At 39.2% G+C, this 24,994-nt stretch carries 20 protein-coding genes; 11 read left to right on the plus strand and 9 right to left on the minus strand.

All coding sequences use genetic code 11. The features are described from left to right. Complete coding sequence (locus BM107_RS15045; RefSeq protein ID WP_090984756.1) at positions 1–804, minus strand: ParA family protein; 804 nt, start codon at positions 802–804, stop codon at positions 1–3. A 181-nt stretch (positions 805–985) separates the two neighbouring features. On the opposite strand from BM107_RS15045, the gene BM107_RS15050 reads away from it, so the two are divergent. Together BM107_RS15050 and BM107_RS15065 are read left to right on the plus strand one after the other, a co-directional pair. Beyond that, the gene (locus BM107_RS15050; protein ID WP_090984758.1) at positions 986–1,507 is read left to right on the plus strand and encodes an NADPH-dependent FMN reductase; all 522 of its coding nucleotides are present in this window, start codon (positions 986–988) and stop codon (positions 1,505–1,507) included. Positions 1,508–2,904: 1,397 nt separating this feature from the next. After that, positions 2,905–4,656, plus strand: a complete 1,752-nt coding sequence (locus tag BM107_RS15065) for a HAMP domain-containing sensor histidine kinase (RefSeq protein WP_090984764.1) — start codon at positions 2,905–2,907, stop codon at positions 4,654–4,656. A gap of 627 nt (positions 4,657–5,283) precedes the next feature. Here BM107_RS15065 and BM107_RS15075 read toward each other — a convergent pair. The 4 genes from BM107_RS15075 to BM107_RS15090 all read right to left on the minus strand — a co-directional run bounded on the left by BM107_RS15075 (position 5,284) and on the right by BM107_RS15090 (position 10,418). Then, complete coding sequence (locus BM107_RS15075) at positions 5,284–5,760, minus strand: acyl-CoA thioesterase (RefSeq protein ID WP_208864389.1); 477 nt, start codon at positions 5,758–5,760, stop codon at positions 5,284–5,286. Between the two features lie 651 nt (positions 5,761–6,411). Next, positions 6,412–8,556, minus strand: coding sequence for a glycoside hydrolase family 97 protein (locus BM107_RS15080; RefSeq protein WP_244278820.1), 2,145 nt, complete (start codon positions 8,554–8,556; stop codon positions 6,412–6,414). 138 nt (positions 8,557–8,694) lie between these two features. After that, a complete protein-coding gene (locus BM107_RS15085) occupies positions 8,695–9,945 on the minus strand; it encodes a DUF2130 domain-containing protein (RefSeq protein WP_090984770.1) in 1,251 nt (416 codons plus the stop codon). 92 nt (positions 9,946–10,037) lie between these two features. Next, complete coding sequence (locus BM107_RS15090) at positions 10,038–10,418, minus strand: OsmC family protein (protein ID WP_090984772.1); 381 nt, start codon at positions 10,416–10,418, stop codon at positions 10,038–10,040. Positions 10,419–10,860: 442 nt separating this feature from the next. On the opposite strand from BM107_RS15090, the gene BM107_RS15095 reads away from it, so the two are divergent. The 9 genes from BM107_RS15095 to BM107_RS15135 all read left to right on the plus strand — a co-directional run bounded on the left by BM107_RS15095 (position 10,861) and on the right by BM107_RS15135 (position 16,832). Next, positions 10,861–11,226 (plus strand): YtxH domain-containing protein, encoded by a 366-nt coding sequence (locus tag BM107_RS15095; RefSeq protein WP_090984776.1) that lies wholly within the window; start codon positions 10,861–10,863, stop codon positions 11,224–11,226. 476 nt (positions 11,227–11,702) lie between these two features. Then, the gene (locus BM107_RS15100) at positions 11,703–12,197 is read left to right on the plus strand and encodes a hypothetical protein (RefSeq protein WP_090984777.1); all 495 of its coding nucleotides are present in this window, start codon (positions 11,703–11,705) and stop codon (positions 12,195–12,197) included. 11 nt (positions 12,198–12,208) lie between these two features. Beyond that, positions 12,209–12,874 carry a hypothetical protein gene (locus tag BM107_RS15105; RefSeq protein ID WP_090984778.1) on the plus strand — a complete coding sequence of 222 codons (666 nt, stop codon included), beginning with the start codon at positions 12,209–12,211 and terminating at the stop codon, positions 12,872–12,874. Next, positions 12,855–13,667: a sensor histidine kinase gene (locus BM107_RS15110; protein ID WP_090984780.1), complete on the plus strand. Its 813-nt coding sequence runs from the start codon at positions 12,855–12,857 to the stop codon at positions 13,665–13,667. Before BM107_RS15105 ends, BM107_RS15110 begins: the two co-directional genes overlap by 20 nt. Before the next feature lie 109 nt (positions 13,668–13,776). After that, positions 13,777–14,430 (plus strand): response regulator transcription factor, encoded by a 654-nt coding sequence (locus tag BM107_RS15115; RefSeq protein WP_090984782.1) that lies wholly within the window; start codon positions 13,777–13,779, stop codon positions 14,428–14,430. Between the two features lie 256 nt (positions 14,431–14,686). Continuing rightward, positions 14,687–14,992 carry a hypothetical protein gene (locus BM107_RS15120; RefSeq protein ID WP_090984785.1) on the plus strand — a complete coding sequence of 102 codons (306 nt, stop codon included), beginning with the start codon at positions 14,687–14,689 and terminating at the stop codon, positions 14,990–14,992. 55 nt (positions 14,993–15,047) lie between these two features. Then, positions 15,048–15,599 carry a hypothetical protein gene (locus BM107_RS15125; RefSeq protein WP_090984787.1) on the plus strand — a complete coding sequence of 184 codons (552 nt, stop codon included), beginning with the start codon at positions 15,048–15,050 and terminating at the stop codon, positions 15,597–15,599. Positions 15,600–15,606: 7 nt separating this feature from the next. Continuing rightward, positions 15,607–16,428: a hypothetical protein gene (locus tag BM107_RS15130; RefSeq protein WP_090984789.1), complete on the plus strand. Its 822-nt coding sequence runs from the start codon at positions 15,607–15,609 to the stop codon at positions 16,426–16,428. Then, a complete protein-coding gene (locus BM107_RS15135) occupies positions 16,413–16,832 on the plus strand; it encodes a thiol-disulfide oxidoreductase DCC family protein (RefSeq protein WP_090984791.1) in 420 nt (139 codons plus the stop codon). Before BM107_RS15130 ends, BM107_RS15135 begins: the two co-directional genes overlap by 16 nt. A gap of 73 nt (positions 16,833–16,905) precedes the next feature. Here BM107_RS15135 and obgE read toward each other — a convergent pair whose 3' ends face one another. The 4 genes from obgE to treZ form a co-directional block, all read right to left on the minus strand. Further along, the gene (gene obgE / locus BM107_RS15140) at positions 16,906–17,901 is read right to left on the minus strand and encodes a GTPase ObgE (protein ID WP_090984793.1); all 996 of its coding nucleotides are present in this window, start codon (positions 17,899–17,901) and stop codon (positions 16,906–16,908) included. Between the two features lie 188 nt (positions 17,902–18,089). Beyond that, entirely contained in the window at positions 18,090–18,665 is a 576-nt protein-coding gene (locus tag BM107_RS15145; RefSeq protein WP_090984795.1) for an adenylate kinase, read from the minus strand. 390 nt (positions 18,666–19,055) lie between these two features. Continuing rightward, positions 19,056–23,108 (minus strand): malto-oligosyltrehalose synthase, encoded by a 4,053-nt coding sequence (gene treY / locus BM107_RS15150; protein ID WP_090984798.1) that lies wholly within the window; start codon positions 23,106–23,108, stop codon positions 19,056–19,058. Further along, on the minus strand, positions 23,101–24,960 hold the full coding sequence (gene treZ, locus BM107_RS15155; RefSeq protein WP_090984801.1) for a malto-oligosyltrehalose trehalohydrolase: 1,860 nt from the start codon (positions 24,958–24,960) through the stop codon (positions 23,101–23,103). The genes treY and treZ overlap by 8 nt, the downstream gene beginning before the upstream one ends. Positions 24,961–24,994: the final 34 nt, after the last annotated feature.

The following is a 24,994-nucleotide window of genomic DNA, read 5'->3' on the forward strand; positions in this document are numbered from 1 at the left end:
TTATAAAGTTGCTGTTCCAATGTTTTCTTCTTCCTTTAAAAGGCCGTTTTTCTTTACAATCTCACGGGCCAGGTTCAGATAGTTGATGGCACCTTTGCAATTCGCATCGTGCATAATCACCGAAACACCATAACTTGGTGCCTCACTTAAACGGGTATTACGTTGAATGATGGTATCGAAAACCAATTCGTTAAAATGCGTTTTCACCTCTTCTACCACCTGGTTTGATAAGCGCAAACGAACATCATACATGGTTAATAAAATACCTTCGATTTCCAGGTCAGGGTTTAAGCGGTTCTGAACAATTTTGATGGTATTTAACAATTTGCCCAAACCTTCCAGTGCGAAATACTCGCACTGCACCGGAATAATAACCGAATCGGCAGCAGTTAACGCATTAATGGTAATTAAACCTAAAGATGGCGAACAATCGATGATGATAAAATCATACTGATCTTTAACTTTCTCCAAAACCGCTTTCATTTTATACTCACGGTTGTTGAGGTTGATCATCTCGATTTCTGCACCCACCAGGTCGATGTGTGCCGGCAATAAATCTAAATTTGGGGTATCCGTTTTCTGGATGGCCTGGAGCGGATCAATATCGTTAATGATACACTCATAAACACTATCTTTGATATTCCGTGGATCAAAACCGATACCTGAAGTTGAATTGGCCTGAGGATCAGCATCTACCAGTAAAGTTTTGTATTCCAGTACGGCTAAACTAGCAGCCAGGTTTATAGATGAAGTTGTTTTACCAACGCCACCTTTTTGATTTGCTAATGCAATAATTTTGCTCATCTATGTATCAGAAATTTACTTAACGTTTATTTGGGCTGTGTTATTTATGCGTTTAAATTGGCAAAAAAGTTCTATTTTTGCGTTATTTACGGCCTTTTTCACAATCAGCTAAGATACAAACTATATGGCAATTTTAGCAAGAAGCATATTTGGGTTTTACACATCTTATTAACAATTATCCATGATCACGATTATAGCTACAACCAACAGGCCTAATAGCAATACGCTAAAAGTTGCTAAATATTACCAAAAGCAATTAAAAGAAAAAGGAGTCGATGCCAATCTGTTCAGTCTGGAACACCTGCCTGCAGATGTTTTGAACACGGATATGTATGGCAAACGATCGGAAGCTTTCCAGGAAATCCAGAACATGATCAACAGCACCGGAAAGTTTTTGTTCATTATGCCGGAGTATAATGGAAGCTACCCAGGCGTACTAAAAGTATTAATCGATGCCTGTAATTTCCCGGATAGTTTTTACGATAAAAAAGCAGCTCTGGTTGGCATTTCTTCCGGTAAATACGGTAATATCCGTGGTGTAGATCATTTTACAGGCGTTTGTCATTACATCCACCTCAATATTTTACCCTTAAGGTTGCATATTCCGAATATCAAAACCGAATTAGATGAAGCAGGCAACCTCCATCAGCCTGATACGGTAAAATTTACCAATGAGCAGATCGAGAAATTTATTAAGTTCTAGTGCTTTCGAAAAAATAATCTAATTTTTTTTCAATTTGGAAAGCAAAACCTGTATTCCATGGCCATGTTTGCCCCTGCTCTCCGCTTTACTCCGTTGCATTCCGTGTTCGCTGCGATCAGGTTTAGGCACAAAAAACAGTGCTGGTAAACCCATGTAGATTTTAAAGGCATAGTAGATTATGCGTTTGGCAACCCCAAATCTTCTTATTTGCCCTGCCACCCAACACGATCCGATAACCATCGGATGATCGGAATAGCCTGGAGCGCAGCGAGGACTATAAGCGAAAGCGGGACTAGAGTAACCCAAGTGCTTCGAAAACTGCTTTCCTTAAAAAGACCCGCATTTAAAGATTTTCTGGCTTTTGGAAAGCAAAACCTGTATTACATATCAAAGTTTGTTCCTGCTCTTCGCTTTACTCCGTTGCACTTCGTGTTCGCTGCGATCAGGTTTAGGCACAAAAAACAGTGCTGATAAACCCATGTAGATTTTAAAGGCATAGTAGATTATACTTTGGCAAACTCAAAATCTCCTTATCGTATGTGCCACCTAAACACGATCCGATAACCATCGAATGAGCGGAATAGCCTGGAGCGCAGCGAGGACTATAAGCGAAATTGGGGCTACAGTAACCTAAATACTCCGAAAACTGCTTTCCTTGAAAGGCCCCACATTTAAAGATTTTCTGGCTTTTGGAAAGCAAAACCTGTATTCCATATCAAAGTTTGTTCCTGCTCTTCGCTTTACTCCGTTGCACTCCGTGTTCGCTGCGATCAGGTTTAGGCACACAGGACAATGCTGTAAACTCCTAAAACAATCCTAAACACATAACATTTGCACCCTGCAACCCTAAATTTTAGTATCGGCTGCCGCCACCTAAACCCAATGGAAGCGAGCACGAAGTAAAGCGGACAGTGGGACTACAATAACCTAAACGCTTCCAAACCTGCTTTCCTAAAAACAACACGCATTTATATACTTCTGTGTCTTTTGAAAAAATAATTCCATGCTTTCCGCTTTGGAAAATAATGTTTGCATCTGCTTTTCATTGCATTATGTTTTATCTGCGATCAGGTTTAGCCCTACAAAACAGCGACGTAAACTTTCAGCAGCAACAGTTCATATTGACAAAAACCCTTCCAAAATGAAAAGGTTTCTTCTGTTCATTGAAACTAAAAAACAACATAAATAATTATAAAACAACAGCTTAAACAAAAAATCATCCTACTGGCATTACTATTGGCTATGAGCTAAACGGCTGCAGATGATCTAACCTTTGTTATTTAATTTAGTTCATTAGTAAACAGATTTAATTATAAGCTACTTTTACCACGAAAAGAGAGGAATGCTTTGTAACCTTTGCAAAAAACTTTTCGCTCTTTGCGGTTAATTTAATCACCATGAAAATAAAAACCAAACTCCGCCTCGGATTCGGCTTTCTCTTTATCATCGTTTTATCGTTCGGATTAATTGCGCTCTTTTTTTTAAATGAGCTTTCCGATAAATCAAAGGTAATACTTAAAGACAATTACAAATCTTTGAAATACGTTGCCGCCATGCGCAATGTAATCGACCAACATGCTTTTCCCTTAAGCCCTACGCAGCTGAATATATTTGCTGAAAACTTAAAAAATGAGGGTTTGAACATTACCGAACCCGGAGAAAAAGCAGCTTTCAGGAAACTAAAAGCAGCCTTTAATGCGCTAAAAGACTCAAAATCAGCAATCATTAAAGAAAGTAATATTAAAAATCTGCGTGTTGCACTTCAAAATATAGAACAGGTTAACATGAAAGCCATTTATGATAAAAATGAACTGGCGAACGAAACTTCATCGCGCGCAAATCTTTATATTATGATCGCCGCAACGCTGAGCTTTATCATCCTTTTTACCTTCATTGTTAACTTCCCTGGCTTTGTGGCCAATCCGCTCGCCGAATTTAGCGCTGCGATTAAACAGATCAGTCGTAAAAATTATAAACAGCGTTTGCATTTCGAAAACGGGGATGAGTTTACAGAACTTGCCCATTCCTTTAACAAAATGGTACTTAAATTAAATGAATGGGAAAACAGTAATTTATCCAAAATCAAATCTGAAAAATCGCGTATCGAAGCCATTATTGCACAAATGCAGGATGCCATTATTGGTTTAAATGAGAAAGGCGAAGTACTCTTTCTAAACCATCTGGCTGCAAAGCTGATGAGTTTGGATGAGGATAAGGTTATCGGTCAAAATGTAGCCGAACTGATGCAAAAAAATGAGTTGCTTAAACGGATTATTAAACCTGAAACCAATGATAATACCTTGAAAATTTATGCTGACGATAAAGAATCCTATTTTCTGCTGGAAAACCGTGAAATTATTATCCCAAATTATGAAGAGCAAGATGATAGTACCCTGATTGCCTCATCTAAATCGGCTGGCAGCGTTTACACCTTAAAAAACATTACACAGTTCAAAGAGCTTGATGAAGCCAAAACAAATTTTATAGCTACTGTTTCGCATGAATTAAAAACGCCGCTTTCATCAATCAAAATGAGCTTAAAACTGCTTAATGATGAGCGGGTGGGAATGATGAATGAAGAGCAGCACGAGTTGCTTCACCACATTAAAGAAGATAGCGACAGACTGCTAAAAATCACCAGTGAATTGCTGGATCTTTCGCAGGTAGAAACCGGCAATTTAAAACTCAATTTTGCCCTGACCAAACCTGAAGAAATTGTGAATTATGCCGTTGATGCAGTTAAATTCCAGGCAGAGCAGAAATCGATTCAATTGGTGCTTAACTGCGGCGAAAACTTACCAAATGTAAATGCCGATATCCAGAAAACGGCCTGGGTAATGGTCAACTTTTTATCTAATGCCTTGCGCTACAGTTCAGAAAGATCTAAAGTAATTATCGATGTTTTACAAAAAGGCAATTTTATCGAATTCGCTGTGCGCGATTTTGGAAAAGGCATTGACGAGAAATACCAACAACGATTATTCGACAGGTATTTCCAGGTGCCAACTGATGGCCAGAATAAATCGGGCTCCGGACTGGGCCTTGCTATTTCGAAAGATTTTATTGAAGCCGAAAACGGTAAAATATGGGTGGTAAGTGCCATTGGCGAGGGCAGTACGTTTTGTTTTAGTTTACCTGTTGCGGAATAACCTTTATTTCTTAACCGCAAAGTGCGCAAAGTTAGTTACCACATCATCCGATGATTTTATCTCAATCGCAAAGTGCACAATGTTCTTTACAACAGAGGACAATGAGTTTTTCACGGAGGTTCACAGAGAATCAGGTGTTGACATGACCGCAAACTCACTCCGTGTACTCGGTGCTTTTACTCTGTTTCTCTGTGGTCAAACCTAAAATAAAAATTCTAAAGGCGAAGGGCGCCAAGTTAGTTACCACATCATCCGATGATCTTATCTCAATCGCAACGTGCACAATATTCTTTACCACAGAGGGCAAAGAGTTTTTCACAGAGGTTCACAGAGAATCAGATATTGACATGACCGCAAAACTAACTCCGTGTACTCGGTGCCTTTCCTCTGTTTTCTCCGTGGTCAAACCTAAAATAAAAATACTAAAGGCGAAGGGCGCAAAGTTAGTTACCACATCATCCGATGATCTTATCTAAACCGCAACGTGTACAATGTTCTTTACCACAGAGTGCAAAGAGGTTCACAGAGAATCAGATATTAACATGACCGCAAAACTCACTCGTAATCAGTGACTTTCCTCTGTTTCGCTGTGGTTAATGATAAACGCCAACCGCTCAACACTCACCCCTACACAATATACGGTTCCATTTCCTTATCAATGCTTTTCCGTAATTCCATTAATTTTAGGGCATAACCATGCATGGCTATTTCTTTTTCGGTCTTAGGTTTAAAAGCCGGAATTGGCTTCGGCTGCCCATTGTCATCTACTGCAACAAAAACAATAATGCAGTGCGTATTTTTAACAAAATCGGTTTGCGCTACCGGTTTTGAATAAGCATCAACAGCTATATGCATACTGGTTTTACCGGTGTAAATAATGCGTGCTTCCATCTTCACTAAATGACCGATGTGAACAGGATGAAAAAACCGGATTCCACCCACGTAAACGGTTACACAATAGGTTTGGCTCCACTGCAGGGCACAGGCAAAAGCAGCCTGATCAATCCACTTCATCATCATCCCGCCATGTACCTTACCTCCATAGTTAACGTCAGACGGTTCGCTTAAAAATTGAAGTTCAATATGGTTTTTGATTTTGGGCATGAGGAGATTGTTTGTTTAATGCTTTGCTAAGATATTATAAAATAAACTATTTTTCTGCTGTTTCGTATTCGAATGTAGCTGTCAGTTGTTACCAACTGACAGCACTAATATTTAACCACAAATAAAAAGGATAAACACAGATAAGTATTCAGATCCGTGTTCATCTGTGTCTATCCGTGGCTAAAAACAGCAATAAAAAAGTCGTAGCGAGACGCTACAACTAATAAAAGCACTAATATCTAACCACAGATAAAAAGGATAAACACAGATAAGTGTTCAGATCCGTGTTGATCTGTGTCTATCCGTGGCTAAAAACAGCAACAAAAAGTCGTAGCGAGGCGCTACGACTAATAAAATAAAGTGTCAGTTGGTAACAACTGACAGCACTAATAAGATATTATAAAATAAACTATTTTTCTGCTGTTTCGTATTCGAATGTAGCTGTCAGTTGTTACCAACTGACAGCACTAGTATCTAACCACAAAAAAAAGGATCAACACAGATAAGTATTCATATCCGTGTTCATCTGTGTCTATCCGTGGCTAAAACCAGCAATAAAAAAGTCGTAGCGAGACGCTACGACTAATAAAATAAAGTGTCAGTTGGTAACAACTGACACCACACGATAACTGAAAACGAAAAATCGGCAGACTACTTTGCAATAATGCTAATCGCATATCCACCACCCGGAGCACAATACTGAGTCAATTTCGTTTTATTGGTAACTTCCATTTTTCGGATGGTATAAGCTTTGGGATTGATTTCATAATGGGCATCCTTTGCGTCAGCATAAATGGTTGCAGTATATTTTTTACCTGGATCTAAAAAGCTGAAGTCAATTTTGGAAGTGCGGGCTTCCTCATCATTGGTACGACCCACAAACCAATTATTTTTACCTTTTGCCTTACGTGCAAAAGTGATGTAATCGCCGGGTTCTGCTTCTAACACTTTGGTATCGTCCCAATCTACCGCTACATCTTTAATAAACTGGAAAGCATCCATATACTTGTTATAAGTTTCCGGTAAATCGGCAGCCATTTGCAGAGGGCTATACATGGTTACATAAAGTGCCAGTTGGCGCGCCAATGTACTGTGTACAAAAGAGGTATTTGCCGGATTATACGCACTTACCCTGGTTTCAAAAATACCAGGGGTGTAATCCATCGGGCCACCAATTAAACGGGTAAAAGGTAAAATAGTGGTATGATCAGCATTATTGCCTCCAAATGCTTCGTATTCGGTTCCTCTTGCCGATTCGTTTCCGATTAAATTCGGATAGGTACGTGCCAAACCTGTCGGACGAACCGCCTCATGCGCATTTACCATAATTTTATATTCGGCCGCTTTCTGAATGGCGTAGAGGTAATGATTGTTTAACCACTGGCCGTAGTGGTGCTCTCCTCTTGGGATGATGTTTCCCACATAACCACTTTTAACGGCATCGTAACCATTGGCTTTCATAAATTTATAAGCCGTATCCAGATGACGCTCATAATTACGGACCGACGAAGAAGTTTCATGATGCATAATCATTTTTACACCTTTACTTGCCGCATAACGATGCAGTTCTTTTACATCAAAATCAGGGTAAGGGGTAACAAAATCAAATACATAGTCTTTTGTTTTACCAAACCAATCTTCCCAACCTTCGTTCCATCCCTCAACTAAAACAGCATCTAAACCATTTTTAGCAGCAAAATCGATATATTCTTTCACATGCGCAGTGTTAGCGGCATGTTTTCCATTGGGCTTTGTTTTCGAATAATCGGTTACGCCCAATTGCACGCTCGTTAAATCGTTATATGCCCAGGTACTTTTCCCTGTAATCATTTCCCACCAAACACCAACGTATTTAATTGGTTTTATCCACGATACATCTTTGAATTTTGTGGGCTCGTTAAGGTTGTAGGTAAGCTTTGATGTTAAGATGTCACCAGCTTTATCACTAACAATAATGGTACGCCATGGTGATAAACAGGGTGCCTGCATATAACCCTTGTCGCCAACTGCATCTGGTGTTAACCAGGATTCTAAAACCATGTTTTTGTCATCCAGATTTAACGACATTAAAGAATAGTTAATGAGTGCTGCTTCATGTATATTGATGTATAAGCCATCTTTGCTTTTCATCATCAAAGGCGTTTGTAAGCCCGTTGGCGAAAAAGTAGTTTGAGAGGCATTTGGTGTTACAGCAGCTTTCATTTTTCCACGAACTTCCGACAAATTTGAAGTTACCGTGCTGTACTCCTGTGTATCATAATCTCCGGGAAGCCAAAAAGCCTTATGATCGCCAGCCAGGGCAAACTGCGTTTTTTCCTCTTTGATTACAAAATAATCGAGATTTTTCTGTTCTGGGAATTCATATCTAAAACCCAAACCATCATTAAACAAACGCAGGCGGACGATAATGTAACGGTTTGTTTCTTTCTGGGTTAAGGTTACTGCAAGTTCATTGTAGTGATTTACAATTTCTTTTACTTCGCCCCAAACCGGCTTCCAGGTTTCGTTGAATGTGCTGGTCTTGGTATCGGTAATGGAGAAACCGTTCATTAAAGATTTACCCTCTTTAAGTTCCAAACCTAACTTACTCGTTTTAATTACATCTTTTCCTTTGTACTTTAAGCTATAGGTAGGCACCCCTCCTTCAGTTAACGCAAAACCGGCCACCAGGTTCCCATCAGGCGATTGTAACGTCGTTCCGGAAACGTTCCCGAAAGCATTCCCGAAAAATAGCAAAGCGCATATTAAAGTAAGGATTTTAGAGCCGGTAAAAGATTGGTTAGTTTTCTTATTCATGTTGTCGTTTATTTATTATTATTTTATCATATCAGTAACCGCAGGTTTTGATTTCAGTTTGCAATTTACACCTGCCGAGGGGCAACCCGGCCCAGTCAAATAGATCCTGAAACAAGTTCAGGATGATGATACCACGGATTATTCCAAAAGCAAGGTATCATCATCATCAGTTAAGCTCAACTGCACACTATCGCTACCTGCAATTCCTTCTATTGAGCCACGGATATGGGTCGCATTCAGCAATACTTTTTCCAATTGCTTTTCACGTGCTTTCCATAAACGTTCCATCGCATCGCGCTCGCGCTGTATGGATAGTTTCATACTCATAAAACCTTCTCTAATGGCCTTCCACTGTTCCGAAAACTCTGCACCCATTAAATAATCGTATAACATGTGCATTTTTTCACCACGGTTTTCCTGCGATTTTACTGCACCTGCCAAACGCAAAATACCCTCACGCAAGACATAGGCCACGGCATTTACTTCTTCGAAAGAACAAATCCAAACCCCATCACGCTGCCCGAAACAATTCATGCCTTTTGGGTAACACTGACTCACAATTACGGCTACATCAATGCCCATGCTCCGCATGTCTTTTTTTAATTTTTCAATCCAGTCGCCACCGAAATCTTTGGTACGCTTGCTCTCGTAAATTATTTTGCCGCATTCCTGTCCGAATTGATTACGCACAACCTGCACACAATCTGCGCCTCGCACTCCCTTGCCTACTTCTTCAATCAGATCGAAAGGATAATTGGTACGCAGCAGTTCTTCCAAAATCAACTCCTGCACCTCGCCCTGCAATTGCATGCTCCCCTGTTCGGCTTTGCGTTTCATCTCTTCGGCCAACTTTTTCTGATCGTCTAGCTGCTTTTCCAGTTCCTTTAAACGCAGTTGATGTTCGGTATCTTTAATGCTATTTTTTTCTGCCTCCTGTTTACGGATTTGTTCTACAAGCTCACTCCGCTGTTCCTGCATTTTACGTTGAAAAGCAAGTTCCATTTCTTCTTCTTTCACCTTCAGGCTTTCCTCCCGGCGTAAAAAGTCGAGTTCTTTTTCGCGTGCCAGCTTTAGTTTTTCGGCATTCTCTTTTGCATTACTTTCCAGGATCTGCAGTTTGTTTTCAAAATCGGCTGAAATACTTTTACGCAGGTTTTCCTCCAGGTTATCTTTGAGCCTGGTTTTCTCCTCCGCAAGTTTAGCTTCGAAAGCTTTTAACTGCTGCTGTTTTTCTGATTCAAAAACCTGCAGTTTACGCTGATATTCTTCATCTTTCTGTCTGGCATAAGCGGCCGCCTTCTCTCTTAACTCTTTCTTATAATCTTCAGCCATAGCTTCTTCCATCGGAAAAACATGGGCACAATTGGGGCATTTTATTTCAGTCGGCATAAAATTATTTTTAACGCAGCAAATACTGGGGATTACAAAGATAATTAAAGCTTTTTATGATTGCATGAAGTAGTTTTGCACCATCAGTATAACTAAAGTACGCTTGATCTGATTTCATGACCAGCAGCCAGCATTTTACTCACCGGACATTTTGATGCAATTTCTTCCAGCCTCAATTTCTGCTCTTCGGTAAGCACACCCGTACAGGTAATTTCTTCCAGGAAGATCGTTTCGCCGTTTTCGGTATCTACATTAACTTCCACCTCAATTTTATCAATTGGCCATTTTTTTCTATCAGCATACATCCTTAAGGTAATGGCTACACAGGAGGCCAAAGAAGCCATTAATAATCCCTTAGGCGCAAAACCTTTGTGGGTACCACCCAATTCTATCGGTTCGTCCACGATAATGTCATGCGAACCGTTTGTAACCGAACAGGCGTAATGTTCTTTATTTATTGTTGCTTTTACCATTTCAATTCGTTTTAGTATGCCAAATATTGTGCTTTAACTTTAAACATATGTAAAAGTCTGGTCTTTTTTTAAAACAGGTACTGCAATTTCTATAACGCTGTAATCTTCGGCAATGTTATATTTCCAAATGCTATCCAGAATGCTTACGAAGTAACTAACAGGTATCTTACATATTATGGCGACAGACGCTTAAAATATGCCTGCTTTGAAGCCACTTCAGAAAATTTGAAATGAACTGTAAAACGCCTATTTCTTGTTTAAATAGTGACCCCACTGTTTTCTCCAGGTAAGCTTTACATTCCAATGGCAACAACTTATCTGAACATCTGCATCGATTCTTTGATCTCATCCTGGATAAAAAAGCGCACTGGTAACTGAATTCCAAATCAAAAAAACTCAAACATTATAACATACAAATTGTTGCTTAGAAAAACATTACCTTATGAAATACAGAAAGTTAATCGGAAGATATTTGAAGCACGAATCAGATAACAGTGCAAAAATAGCCCTGGCCTTAGTAGCTGGCTTGGCAGCTGGGGCAGTAATCAGTATTTTATTTGCCCCTGATAGCGGTGCGGGCACCCGGGGAAAAATTGCTGGTGGCGCTAAAAACCTTCGCTATGGTTTCCAAGACAAATATAATTTACTAAAAGAGAAAGTTTTTGGCGTAGAGGCTATTGAAGAAGATATTGTGCAGCATGAAGTACCCCATTTTAAGCACACGGTTACTAAAAAACGTAAATCAGATGTGAAAGAGATTCTTGAAAATGCACATGAAAATGGACAGGTTCAGGAAGGGCAGGGTTAAACAAGCAAAACCAGGTTTTTGGCATGGATTAAGTATTACATGCCTAGATTTTTAAAGTTAAAGATTTTGAACTGCTTAAATTGTTGCTTTCATTAATCTGGCGCAGATACATTTTCTGCACTTAACTTTTGCAATAGCATCAAAAAATCAATAGCAGAAATACCAATTTGATAGTCGGGAATATAAGAAAGTTAAAATTACTTTTGACTGGTTTGACTTGACCTGCATCCGAAATTGGCAATTCTACATCCCGGATAATAAAACAGCACCCATTGGCAATGTTGCCAATGGGTGCTGTTTTTATATAATATATTGTATTATCGATTGTAACCAAAACTGTTACTCCCTCCTAATTATGAAAATCGATATGCAAGCACATCTAATTAACCATACGAAAAAGTATTTTAACTTTACTTACGTGCATTTTTTAATATACTAAATTTGTATATATTTATAGTATTAAATCTATAAACGAAATGCTCACAAAAGAAAAACAAACCCAAAAATTTTACTGGTTAAAGTACGAAACCAGCGCTATCCAAACAATGATCCAGCATTCGCCGGGTATTGATCAATTTGTATTCTGTTATCTCTTTCCAGAAACAGATCAGCCGGATAAGCCGTTAAAGCTTATCGCTTATGGGTATATGGCCTCGAGTAACCAGTACAGCAGTTATTTTGATCACCTTGAAGTTTACAACTATAGTGCTTTGAGTTTAAGCGGACCGATTATGATGAGCAATAATATTATATCGCTCACCAATATCCTATCTCTGATCAACACACCGGATGAGAACGGTGATAAGCCAGATTATCTTGTATTTATTCCAAACGTTAACCGTGGAAATGTTTTTTACAGCATTAAGTCCTTTAAACGGGTTGATATAGGAGATGTAGAGCTATTCCGGGAAATCAACGCCAACCCAATTTTTACCAACCCATCACCACCGGCTACTATAAGCGACTTTTAACCTATTATCAGATGCTTAAGTTATTCCAATACATTATAGATTGGTCTGAAGTGTGGGCACTGTTTATCCCTTTATTTATATCATTAAATAAAAAACAACCAAGTCATCTTAAACTGGTTGTTTTTTATATATGGATGGCATTGGCTATAAATCTTTCGATTGATTTTATCTGGAAATTCAGAAACATACTACCCGTTGCCTTTAAGTCAAATAATTTTTTGTACAATATACATTCCATCGTTCGCTTTTATCTTTTTAGTGCTTTCTTTATCTGTTTAGATCAGCCTTTTATAGTTGCGCTTAAAAGAGCCATCCCTGTCTGTTTTACCTTATTTCTAATCGTTAATTTCATCTTTTTCGAAAACTTTTTTGATTACTGGAAACTGAGCAGCCGTTTACTCTCTACTGAAGCCATTTTACTCTTGTTTTATGTGATCCAATACTATTTATTCGAAATAAAAAAGAATGTTACCATCAAGGTTACCAATAGTAGTTTCTGGATCATTACAGGCCTGGGAATCTTTGTTGCATTAAATTTCTTCATTTTTCTGCTTTACAACGAACTCACTATACATTTTCAAAATTTTGCTATTAACCTGTGGAGCCTGCATAACATCTCATACATTATTTTTAATTTGTTTATAGCCAAAGGATTTTATGAATCAGGAAAACAATAAAATCATATTGATGTTAATGGCGGGTATTGCTGCAATGCTGATGTTATTTATAAGCTTGTTACTTATTTTCATCTTTATGCAGCGCAAAAAGATCCAGTACGGGCTTAATTTACAAGCATTACAAAATGACCAGAAAAATAAGCTGATAGAAGCGGCTGTAAGAAGTGAAGAAATAGAGCGCCACCGCATAGCCGAAGAACTACACGATGAAGTTGGGGCTATCCTCGGATCATCAAGCCTTCATTTTTATGGGATTAATATTAATGATTGTGACGATATTAGCAAGGAAATGTACCATAAAGGTAAAAGTTTACTGGATGAAGGCATTCATAAAATCAGGAGCATTTCTCACAATCTTCATTCCAGCATTTTGCAAGAACTCGGATTAAAAGAGGCTATTTCTCATTTTTGTGGAAACATCAGCCATAATAATATCATTAAAATCGATTTAAATTTAACCGACAAATATAGTACAAAGGCAAGCCATAAAAATATCAGTATTTACAGAATAATACAAGAACTGGTTCATAACATCATTAAACATGCCAGGGCTAAGCACATCCACATACAGTCATACCATATCGGCAATAACCTGGTATTTCATATATCACACAATGGCGATGGACTTACACATCAACAATATCAGGGATTACGTTTTATTAAAAATGGATTAGGGCTTAAAAATATCCAGAACAGAATAATCCTGCTCAAGGCAGAACTTCAATTTTCACATCATCTTGACGATTATCTGATCGAAATTAAAATACCTGTCGACCAAATAGATCAACCCTGATTAAAATCTGGATTTAAATTAATAATACAAATACGTAGTATTAAAGATCATTAAATATCTTCATTTCTTATCTAAGATTGTTAATTTTATGTGTAATTTATAAATAGAGATGCTAAAAATCAGAATAGCAATAGCAGATGATTACAGTATTTTTAGAGACGGATTAAAGGTTGGCTTTAACCGCGATAAAAATCTGGAAGTATTATTTGAGGCTTCAGATGGACAGGAACTTATGCAAAAACTCGAGCAATTACAGCCCGATGTGATTGTAATGGATATCAAAATGCCTTTAGTAGATGGTATAGAAGCTATGAAATTGATCCGTAAAAAATATGCTAATGATATTAAGATACTTGTTTTAACAATGTATGATGACGTCAAATTCATTATACACCTGATGGAGAACGGCGCCAATGGCTACCTACTGAAAAATGCAGACCCAAAAGAAATTAGAAAAGCCATTTATTCAATATATGAAAGTGACTATTATTTTAATGATCTTGTAACGAAGGCACTTCTTAAAAAACTTACTCTTAAAGGTCCGATCAAACCTTCGCTGAACCAGACAATAGCATTCTCTGAACGTGAATTGGATGTATTAAAGATGATCTGCAATGAGAAAACAGCTGCCGAAATCGGCAATGAGCTTTTTCTAAGTCCGCGGTCAGTTGAAGGCATTAGAATGCGTATAATCGAGAAAACCGGTGTTCGCAACACCGCAGGCCTGGTGATGTTTGCCATTAAAAACGGTGTAGTAGAATAACTCTTCTCTTTTGTTGCCAGCCACTTCGGCTATCCAAATCCAACATAACACACTGTATTTCAAATACTTTTTCTGCATTTTTGATGTTAAAATCATGCCTTTGACTTTCCAAAACTGCGTATAAATACGCTACTTTTCAAATAGGTATTTTCACACTACTGCGGAAACGTTGGTGTGCCGACATTTATATTGTGCAAACGAAGCTTCAAAACCAAGGCACACTAATCATTAATTATTTACCTCAAAAAGAAACAAAATGGCAAAGTCAAGCTTAACCAAGGCAGAATTAGCAGTTCTAGATGCCTTAATCGCCGACTTGAAAGGCGACAATGAAATTGTTGAATCAAATTCAGCAGCACCACTTTTTATTGCTGCAATTGCACGTACTGCTGTAAAGGCAGTTAAAGTAACTGTGAAAGCTACACCAGTAGTTACACAGGTTGCAGAAGCAATTGGAGCTGCAAGTTCTTTGAACGAAGAAGAAATCAGCAGTCTAGCTAAAGAAGCCGATAACGGTTTATCGTTAGAAAAACTGATCGAACTTCGCAAAAAATTCAATTAACAATCAGGGGAGGGCATGCATACGTGCTCTCCTTTTTTCTAACCTATTTGATGTTATGACACAGAAATTAGATCCTACAGTTATTTATGAAATGACAATAACTGCTTTCCTGGCCTGCTGGTTTATAGCAACCGTATTATGCCAATTCAAGGAAACGAAGATATCCTGGTTCATCAGGTATAAAATAGATCTTTTCAATCTCATCCCATTATGGACATTTTTTGCCCCCCACCCCGGCAAAAGAGATTACCACCTCTTATTTAGAGACAAGGTGACAGAAGCTGATTACAGCGAATGGCAGGAATTGGAAATTACCGAAGAACGTACGTTTTGGTCATGGTTGTGGAACCCTGAAAAAAGGGACAAAAAAATTTTATCTGACGTTGTACAGAGCCTTGTAGCCAGTATCCCCTCCTACCGCGAGCGAACAGGCAACCTTAATTTACTTATGTTTTCTACCCCTTATATCATCGTGTTACATGCGGTTAGTCAATATAAAAAAAAATCGCAAAACTGCTACCGTCAGTTTATGCTGGCCGAGTCATCGGGTTATCAAAAAGAAACGGAACCGGGATTAATTTTATTATCGGTTTTTCACCAAATATAAACTTATCATGATTTTATTTAACGATATATCGCAAACCGTACTCCTTATATTAAGTGTGGGCTTATTGATTTCTACACTCGAGTACCTCAAAAAAGTGCAGATCTTTTCTCCAAACGGACTGCTATCCTGGAATGTAATGCAGTTAAAATGGACCAAACACGATCAAAGATCGTTTTTAAAACCTTTTTTTAAATTGTTTAGTGCATCAGGCCTTACTGTCCTTTTCTCCATCAGGTGCCTACTAATCATTGGATTGTTTTTCTTTCCGCTACAAAGCCCAATCGGTTGGGCATTGATCAGTTTATTGGGTGCAAGTTTATTGATTTCATCGTTAGCCACCTATTATGGTAGCGATGGCTCCGACCAGATGAGCATGCTCATTATTATTACCTTGATTGTGTGCAATTTGCCGGTTTTAGCCAGCAGTAAATTAAGAGAAATTGGATTGTGGTTTATTGCCCTACAAGCTTGTCTATCTTACGCGGTGGCTGGTATTGCCAAACTCGTATCTGCTGAGTGGCGCTCGGGAACGGCTATAAAGGATGTTTTCTCTACTAAAACCTATGGCTCAAAAAAAGCGACAGGCTTTCTAAAAAAATATCCCGTAGCAAATCGCTTTTTATGCTGGAACGTAATCATTATGGAAAGCATATTTCCACTCTGTTTATTTTTACCCTGGGAGTTTGCCCTTATATTCCTGATATGGGGATTTATATTTCATTTTTTTACTGCGGTAATTATGGGACTAAATTCATTTTTTTGGGCTTTCATGGCTACCTACCCGGCAATCTATTTTGTTAATCACCAAATGTCATGGCATCTTTTTTAAATACGCAGAAAGACATTATCCTGTTTGACGGTGTTTGTAATTTCTGCAACAGTTATATCAATTACACCATCAGGCATGACCGGCTAAACAGGTTTCTTTTCGCTCCATTAGCCGGTGAGACTGCATTGAAACTTAGCCAGCAACACGTGGTTAATTTTAACAAATTTGATAGCATTATCGTCATCAGCGGCAACCGGTTTTTTAGCAAATCTGAGGCGGTTTTACACATCTTGAAAAACCTGGGCACCTGGTGGTCGCCAATCATAAATGTGGCTTATCTGGTACCAGGTTGTATACGAAACCGGGTGTATCAAAAATTCGCTCGTAACCGTTATGCTTTATTCGGTCAAGCCGATCATTGTATGGTACCTACAGCGGACGTGAGAAGCAGGTTTTTGATTTAATAACTTGTAGCACCCGCAAAGTAAAAAATGTTAGCTTAAAGCTATTGAATTAGAAAGACAATTTTGACGGTAATTACCCTTCAATTGCTTTCCAAAGCATATCTTTGAGTTCTAAAATATTTTTTTCGGCTACTGATGAGATAAATATGGAAGGAATATTAGGCAAATCCTGTTTCATTTCTTCCATCAGTTCTTCATCAAGCATATCTGATTTGGTAATGGCTAAAACGTGGGGTTTTTGCATTAATTCAGGATTATAGGATTCTAACTCGCTTTTAAGGATAGCGTATTCTTCCTTAATTGAGCGGCTGGTATCAGCCGGAACCATAAACAACAACACCGAATTACGCTCGATATGACGCAAGAAGCGGTACCCCAAACCCTTACCTTTTGATGCACCTTCGATAATACCGGGAATATCGGCCATTACAAAAGATTTCCCACCTCTGTAACTTACTATACCCAGATTAGGTACGATGGTGGTAAAAGGATAGTCGGCTATTTCTGGTTTAGCCGCAGAAACCACAGAAAGTAGCGTAGATTTGCCTGCATTCGGGAAACCGACAAGCCCCACATCGGCTAAAACTTTTAACTCTAAAATGTTCCATACCTCCTGGCCCTGCTCGCCCGGTTGCGCAAAACGAGGTGTTTGCTGAACAGCATTTTTAAAATGTGCATTGCCCAACCCCCCACGGCCGCCGGCTGTTAAAATCCGGGTTTCACCATCTTTGGTAATTTCGAAAAGTACCTCTCCGGTTTCCGCATCTTTGGCAATGGTACCCAAGGGAACCTCTAATATTTCATCCTTACCCTGTTTCCCAGATTTATGCGAACTACCGCCCGCTCCGCCATCTTCAGCGATAATATGTTTGCGATATTTAAGGTGTAATAATGTCCAGATATGGATACTGCCTTTAACGATAATGTGGCCACCACGACCGCCATCACCACCATCAGGACCACCCATTGACGTTAAAATATCACGATGTAAATGTGCCGAACCTGCACCGCCCTTACCAGAACGGCAACAAATTTTTACATAATCTACGAAATTTGAACCCTGTGACATATTTTATTCTTGTAATGTTAACTACGGAAAGTTTATATAACAATTCCATTAAAATTAAAGAGTTATAACGTTTTTAACATTATAACTCTCTGTATGTTTTATGATGATATCAGGTATTGCAATTAACCTTGATACATTTTATCTGGCACCAATTAACTGATATTTAATACCTGATGCTTAATGATCAGTTAAACTTTATACTGATCAATTACTGCGCAAAGATCTTTATAAATGGTTTCAATTTCACCAATCCCGTTTACTTTATTCAGTTTTCCCTGTGCTTCGTAATAAGGTAATACATGAATGGTTTTATCAAAGTATTCCGAAATCCTTTTTTTCAGTTTTTCTGCATCGTCATCCGGACGGCCGCTAATTTTATGGCGCTCAGCAATACGTTTGGTAAGTTCGTTTTGGTCAACATCTAAAGCAATAACACCAGCAATTTTACTGCCTTTGCGCTCTAAAAATAAATCAAGTTCCTTTGCCTGCGGAACGGTGCGTGGAAATCCATCAAATACAAATCCTTTGGCATCAGGATTTTTATCTACCTCTTCTTCAAGCATGGCAATGGTAATGGCGTCAGGAACCAGTTCCCCGTCAGCCAACAGTTGACTCACTTTTTTTCCCAGTTCGGTTTCTCCTTTAACATGTGCCCTAAAAAGATCGCCTGTTGAAACGTGTACCAGCTGATATTTTGCAATCAGCTTTTCAGATTGGGTGCCTTTACCCGCCCCTGGAGGGCCAAAGAGAACTAAATTAAGCATTCAGGTTGTTTAGGTTGTCTTCAAAAAATTAAAAAGCCTTATTCCTACGGCTCGGTCAGCAGTAATGTTTAAACCTCTGATTAAGAGGATTAGACATTGCTTACTTTCAAGGCTGCAAATATATAATTATTAATTTAGATGCCATTTAAAATTGATAATATATTTAAAAAACGGCCATTCTAATGACATTTATCTTATTCTAAGAAGAAACTTATGCTATTTTTATATTTGGCAGAATATTCGTCAAATGCCAGGTCTCATTATCCAAAGATTTTTTAAATTTTCACCAATTTTCTTTTGAAACTTCATATCTGCACCCTTTTTGCACTAATAATACGATACATTATTTTTATCTTCCTGAAATTAAACTGATATGCATTTTCGGGATGCCTAACGCCCGTAAAATTCCGTTTCTGCTTTCAACCAGTTTATTGTTTCTTCCGTTATAAAATTGTTATCTGCCCTCCATGCCCAGTTTCCTGATGCCTTGCCGGGTATGTTCATCCGCGCCGTTTCGTCTAATTGTAAAATATCCTGCATAGGGATGATGGCCATTTTGGCAATTGAGGCATAACATAGCCTGATCAATATGGCATTAACATTATTTTCGTTAACCGCTGTTCCGACATATCTGGATAAGCGCTGTTTAAGGTCTGTATCGGTTTCGTTTTTAAACCAGCCCAAAGTGGTATTATTATCATGTGTTCCGGTATAAGCAATGTAATTTTCTGAGCCAAACCGATGTGGAATATGTACCGATCCGGCGATATCTTCGCCAAATGCAAATTGCAATACCTTCATGCCAGGCAATTGAAATTGTTTTCTCAAATGTTCCACATCTTCTGAAATTTCACCGAGATCCTCGGCAATAAAAGAAAGTTTACCTAATTTTCTTTCTATTGTTTTAAAAAATGAGTCACCAACCCCCGTTTTCCATACGCCATCAACGGCGTCTTCACTACCAGCCACAACCTCCCAATAAGTAGAAAAGGCCCTAAAATGATCTAAACGGAGGAGGTTAAACAATTGCTGATTTTTCCTTAACCGGTTTTCCCACCAGGTAAAATCTTCGGCTTTCATCTTTTCCCAATTGTATATAGGCATACCCCAAAGCTGGCCCTTTTCGTTAAAATAATCGGGAGGAACACCAGCCACCACAGTCATACTGCCGTTTTTATCCAGCAGGAAATTTTCTCGCTGCGCCCATACTTCAACCGAATCATAATCAAGATAGAATGGAAGATCGCCGATCAGGCTTACACCTTTTGCATTTGCGTATTCCTTTAAACAGTACCACTGGCGATAAAAAATAAACTGCTTCCACTTTATTTCTTCGATTTCGTCCTGATTGCTTTTTTCGAAATCAGCGATGGTTTTTGGATCTTTTAACTTATACTTTTCTGACCAGTTAAACCATTCCTTCCCCTTAAAATGCTGCTTTATGCAAGTATAAACAGCGAAATCAACTAACCAGCTTTGTTCGGTTTTGCAAAACAGGTCGAATTCATTTACCAGATCTTCATCCCCTTTAGTTTTAAACCGTTGGTAAGCCCTATCTAACACCTGCTGTTTTATTTTTTCAGTTTTTTCAAAATCAATTTTTCCTGTTTCTGGTAATACGTAATCATTCAGGTCACTTTCGCTTAAAAGCGCTTGTTCAACTAAGCTTTCGGGACTGATAAGCATCGTATTTCCGGCCATTGAAGAACTGCTTGAATAGGGAGAATAGCCGGTTTCTTTTTTGGTTGGGTTAAGCGGTAAAACCTGCCAGTAGCGTTGTCGTGATGCTGCAAGAAAATCTACAAACTGATGTGCACCGGGACCTAAATCGCCAATACCAAAACGGGATGGCAAAGCACTGATGTGCATCAGCACACCTGCAGCACGCTGATTATTTTCAGGAATTAACTTTATCAACGCCAATTGAACCTGGTTAAACAACTGGCTGACCTGAATACCCTGATGTAACGGATCTTTATATTCTTTTTTTCCTGTAATCAGGTTTTGCCAACCCAATGGTGCCCCGTTTGGCAGCAATACCGCTGTATCTTCCCAGTCAAAACTATCGGCTGCCACATTTTGATCACTACAACACTTAGCAAAACCTAAAGGAACTACCGTAATTAGCCATTGCGCTTTATATTGTCTGGCAAACGCACAAATATGTTGACTATACTTACCCTGAACCTCCAAAGGAATATAAGCTCCATGTTCAAAAACATCGGCCTCGGCTTTTCTGATCTCCAGCAAAGTTTTGGTTAGCCACATTTTTATCTTTCCTGAAAATCTTTCTTTCAAAAGGTTTTTAAAATTCACAGGATGATCAAACTCTGCCAGCACACTGGCCCTGGTTTCATAGTCAACAGGTCTTCTGTTATCAGGGTCTACCAGACTTAAATCCCATAATTCCGTTCCCTGGTAAACATCAGGGATACCCGGGCAGGTAAATTTCAATGTGAGTTGCACTAAGCTGTTGACAACTGCAAAATCAGCGATTCGTTTTATAAAATTTCTGATTGAACCATTACTCTCCTGCGGTTCAGTTAATATCAGCTGCGAAAATTCAGTGAGTTTATCTTCATAATTTTCATCCGGATTTGCCCAGTCTGACCGCTTTTTCGATTCTCTTAATGCTTTTACAATAAATTCGGCCAAACGGTTTTCGATGTCAGGGTCATCATCTTCATGAAAGGGCAAAGCACCAATAATGGTCTGCAGGACTAAATAAATATCATTATCATGTAACTGTTCAAAAGCGGCATGCTCTTTTTTTAAGGCAGCAAAAGTTTTTTTCAACTGTTGCACCAACAGGGTCCACTCACCATGCAGATCGGTAAGCACATTTAATCTTGCCCTTACATCCTCCCCTTTTTTGGTGTCGTGGGTGGAACTTCCATTCATGGCAAATGGCCACTCCTGCTGTCGTTTATGCATTTCATCATGAAATTCATTCACCGTCATTCCAAAAGCATCCGGTGCGTCACCCACTTCTGCATGGCCTATAAACCGGTTGTAGGTAAACATGGCGGTGTCTTCTACCCCCTTCGCCATAAGCGGCCCGGTGAACTGCATGCAACGCTGGAAAAAATGACTCAGTTTTTGGTTGTAAGCCGTGTTTTTCTTTCCCGGGATTTCTAAAAATACCTGGTGCAAAAATTCTCCTGCTTTAGCCAGTTTTTTGTGCTCAAGAATGGGCTTAAGCAAGTTTTGAACACAATGTGCTTCAGCCTGCGCCAATGGGAAGCGATAATTATAATACCGGTACACCGGCATGGCAATCAGCATTTCGGCAAGCGCCCTTTTAAGATCGGCATTCTTAATGGTTGAAAAATCTCCCAGTTCAAGTGCCAGGAAACTTTCAAATAAATTATCCAGTTCGCCTTGCATGTGCTTAAACAAGATATTGCTTTTTTTCTCATAAATCAACTTAGCGGGATCGAGCTTTTTGCCTGTCACCTCCTGATAAAGCTTATTAAAAGGCTTTTCTGCCGCTTTATTGGTTAAAAGGTTATTTACCGTTGCCAAAAAATCGTAACCAGTTGTTCCCTGCACTTTCCATGTTTGTGGTAACACTTCTCCATGTTCGAGAATTTTCTCTACCACGATGTAGATGTCTTTACCTACCGCTTTCCGGAGCCGCTGAACATATTCTTCCGGATTGTACAGTCCATCAATATGATCGATCCTTAAGCCTTGAAAAATACCTTTACCTATTAGTTCAAAAATATAACGGTGATAAAGATCGAATGCTTCCTGACGCTGCATATTCAGACAGATTAAGGCATTGACAGTAAAAAACCTGCGATAGTTGATCTTATCGTTGGTTTCCTGCCAATTACATAACCGGTAATGCTGGTTTTGAACAATTTTAGTTAACGCTTCGGCATCGTTATTAATTTTTCTGAGGACTTGCGTTGAAAGCGTTTTTGCAGTTTCTGCATTAACCGGCCAATTGGATTCACCGTAATTCAGGTAGTATTTGTCCTTAATGGCCATCAACTTTAATTTCTGTGTCGCAATCGCTTCTTCAATATCTTCACCAAGAAAAGGGACCATCAAACGCCCATCTCCTTTTTGTAAATCAATGTCAAAAAAGCTTGCAAAATCTGAGTCTTTTCCTTTTTGCAACACGTCCATTAACCAGGCGTTATCCGGATGGTAAGCCATATGGTTGGGCACAATATCCTGAAGCCAGCTGATGCCGGCGGCCTTTAACTTTTTTGAAATCCTGATCAACTCTGCCTCTGTACCGATCTCTGGATTTATCTTCAGTGGATTTACCACATCATAGCCGTGCGTACTTCCTGGCATAGCCTCAAAAATTGGAGAAGCGTACAAAGTCCCGACCCCTAATGCTGTTAGATAGGGAATAATTTGATCAAGCGATTTGAGGTTAAAGTTTTTATGAAACTGGATCCGATAGGTAGAAGTTGGTTTATGCATCTGCTTTGTAAAGAATAAGAATCGATTCGGGAAATAAATTAAGCTGGCCTTCAGCCATTATAGGGTTTGATTCGGGGTTTGGGCCGTTCCACTGTGTTAATGAAGAATCTAATAACACCGAGGCATGTTGAAATGCGGGGTCAATGGATAAGGATTGCATCTGTTTGGAAAAATTTAAGCCGACCAAAATTTCTCCGTTAGCTTTCCAGCGCTTTAATAAGAGACAGTTTTTTTCTGGAAAGCTTTCTGTCTGTACATTTTCCCGGTCAAGGTTGGCAAGTACAGGATTTTGTTTCCGCAAGGCAATTAAAGTTTGATAATAATGGAGCATGGTCTTGTGTCCCGGTTCTCCAATTTTCGCCCAATTGAGCTTGGAGCGTTCAAAAGTAGCTTCTGCCTGTGGATCGGGTGTTTCACCATAGGTATGGAAAGCAGCAAATTCTCCCTTTCTTCCTTTTCTTACCGCTTCAATCAGTTCTTCATCGCTATGGCTTACAAAAAACTGGAAAGGATTGGTTTCTGCCCATTCTTCGCCCATAAATACCAATGGTAAAAACGGACTGCAAAAAACTGCTCCTGCCATTACCTTTAACATTTCAAAACTAACCAGGTTGCTACTTCTCTCGCCCAGCATACGGTTGCCCACCTGATCATGGTTTTGCGAAAACACAATAAACTTAGCACCAGAGGATTGTTGCAATGGCATTCCAAAATTTCTTTGCCGATGTGGCGAGTACTGGCCGGTATACACATAAGCATCCTTGTAGGATTTGGCCAGATCTGATACGCCATTGAAATCAGAATAATAGCCTTCTCTGGCTTGCCCGGTACAAACCCGAAGCGCGTGGTGAAATTCATCCACCCATTGGGCATCCATACCATAACCATATTCGCTTTGAGACCGGATATAGCGTTCGTCATTTAAATCAAGTTCAACAATTAATTGGTAAGGTCTGCCGCTAATTTCAGAAAGTTTATCGGTATGCGCTTTAATTTCTGATAGGATGTGTGCAGGACTAAAATCTTTAATAGCGTGTACGGCATCCAGCCTCAGGGCGTCGATATGAAAATCCCTGAACCACATCAAGGCATTTTCGATAAAAAAACTTCGCACGGCATCACAGCCTGCATCATCAAAATTAATAGCCTTGCCCCATGGGGTATGGTATTTATCAGTAAAATATTCACCAAAATCGGAAAAATAATTCCCTTCAGGCCCTACATGGTTATAAACGACATCCAAAATAACGGCCAAGCCTTTAGCATGGCAGGCATTAACCAGGTGCTGTAACGATGACGGCCCGCCATAAGTATTTTGCACGGCAAATGGAAATACGCCATCGTATCCCCAGTTTCTGCTGCCCGAAAATTGTGCTACCGGCATAATTTCTATCGCTGTAATACCAAGTTCGATGAGATAATCAAGTTTGGCTTCGATCGCATCGAAATCTCCATTTGACGTAAAGGTACCGGTGTGAAGTTCATAGATTACCAGATCGTTTAAAGCTACTCCCTTCCAGTCGGCATCCGTCCAGCTAAAAGCATTTACATCAAATGCGGTTGATGGTCCGCTTGGTCCTTCTTTCTGAAATAAAGAAGCTGGGTCTGCGCGTTCAAGGGGCTCTCCACCGGTTAAAGGCGTGATTTTAAAGCGATATTTATCGTGCTTACTAATCTGGTCTGTTTGCAAATGCCAATAACCATAGCCTTCATCAAACAGCGATAAAGTTAGTTCTCGCGCCTCTGTTAAAATAGAAACCTGTGCTGCCAACGGGGCCCAAAGCCAAATTTCGGCTACCCCGTATTCATTAAAATTTAATCCTATTTTTCTCTTTCGTATATCTATTTCCATTGAAGCACTTTAGCAAAAAACACGCAGAATGGCC

Origin of the sequence: Pedobacter suwonensis (genome assembly GCF_900111825.1) — a bacterium.
GTDB lineage: Bacteria > Bacteroidota > Bacteroidia > Sphingobacteriales > Sphingobacteriaceae > Pedobacter > Pedobacter suwonensis.

What these genes read in the sequence shown, in the direction of transcription:
- BM107_RS15045 (WP_090984756.1), bottom strand. Translation starts at nt 804, where the DNA reads ATGAGCAAAATTATTGCATTAGCAAATCAAAAAGGTGGCGTTGGTAAA.
- BM107_RS15050 (WP_090984758.1), top strand. Translation starts at nt 986, where the DNA reads ATGATCACGATTATAGCTACAACCAACAGGCCTAATAGCAATACGCTA.
- BM107_RS15065 (WP_090984764.1), top strand. Translation starts at nt 2,905, where the DNA reads ATGAAAATAAAAACCAAACTCCGCCTCGGATTCGGCTTTCTCTTTATC.
- BM107_RS15075 (WP_208864389.1), bottom strand. Translation starts at nt 5,760, where the DNA reads ATGCCCAAAATCAAAAACCATATTGAACTTCAATTTTTAAGCGAACCG.
- BM107_RS15080 (WP_244278820.1), bottom strand. Translation starts at nt 8,556, where the DNA reads ATGAATAAGAAAACTAACCAATCTTTTACCGGCTCTAAAATCCTTACT.
- BM107_RS15085 (WP_090984770.1), bottom strand. Translation starts at nt 9,945, where the DNA reads ATGCCGACTGAAATAAAATGCCCCAATTGTGCCCATGTTTTTCCGATG.
- BM107_RS15090 (WP_090984772.1), bottom strand. Translation starts at nt 10,418, where the DNA reads ATGGTAAAAGCAACAATAAATAAAGAACATTACGCCTGTTCGGTTACA.
- BM107_RS15095 (WP_090984776.1), top strand. Translation starts at nt 10,861, where the DNA reads ATGAAATACAGAAAGTTAATCGGAAGATATTTGAAGCACGAATCAGAT.
- BM107_RS15100 (WP_090984777.1), top strand. Translation starts at nt 11,703, where the DNA reads ATGCTCACAAAAGAAAAACAAACCCAAAAATTTTACTGGTTAAAGTAC.
- BM107_RS15105 (WP_090984778.1), top strand. Translation starts at nt 12,209, where the DNA reads ATGCTTAAGTTATTCCAATACATTATAGATTGGTCTGAAGTGTGGGCA.
- BM107_RS15110 (WP_090984780.1), top strand. Translation starts at nt 12,855, where the DNA reads ATGAATCAGGAAAACAATAAAATCATATTGATGTTAATGGCGGGTATT.
- BM107_RS15115 (WP_090984782.1), top strand. Translation starts at nt 13,777, where the DNA reads ATGCTAAAAATCAGAATAGCAATAGCAGATGATTACAGTATTTTTAGA.
- BM107_RS15120 (WP_090984785.1), top strand. Translation starts at nt 14,687, where the DNA reads ATGGCAAAGTCAAGCTTAACCAAGGCAGAATTAGCAGTTCTAGATGCC.
- BM107_RS15125 (WP_090984787.1), top strand. Translation starts at nt 15,048, where the DNA reads ATGACACAGAAATTAGATCCTACAGTTATTTATGAAATGACAATAACT.
- BM107_RS15130 (WP_090984789.1), top strand. Translation starts at nt 15,607, where the DNA reads ATGATTTTATTTAACGATATATCGCAAACCGTACTCCTTATATTAAGT.
- BM107_RS15135 (WP_090984791.1), top strand. Translation starts at nt 16,413, where the DNA reads ATGGCATCTTTTTTAAATACGCAGAAAGACATTATCCTGTTTGACGGT.
- obgE (WP_090984793.1), bottom strand. Translation starts at nt 17,901, where the DNA reads ATGTCACAGGGTTCAAATTTCGTAGATTATGTAAAAATTTGTTGCCGT.
- BM107_RS15145 (WP_090984795.1), bottom strand. Translation starts at nt 18,665, where the DNA reads ATGCTTAATTTAGTTCTCTTTGGCCCTCCAGGGGCGGGTAAAGGCACC.
- treY (WP_090984798.1), bottom strand. Translation starts at nt 23,108, where the DNA reads ATGCATAAACCAACTTCTACCTATCGGATCCAGTTTCATAAAAACTTT.
- treZ (WP_090984801.1), bottom strand. Translation starts at nt 24,960, where the DNA reads ATGGAAATAGATATACGAAAGAGAAAAATAGGATTAAATTTTAATGAA.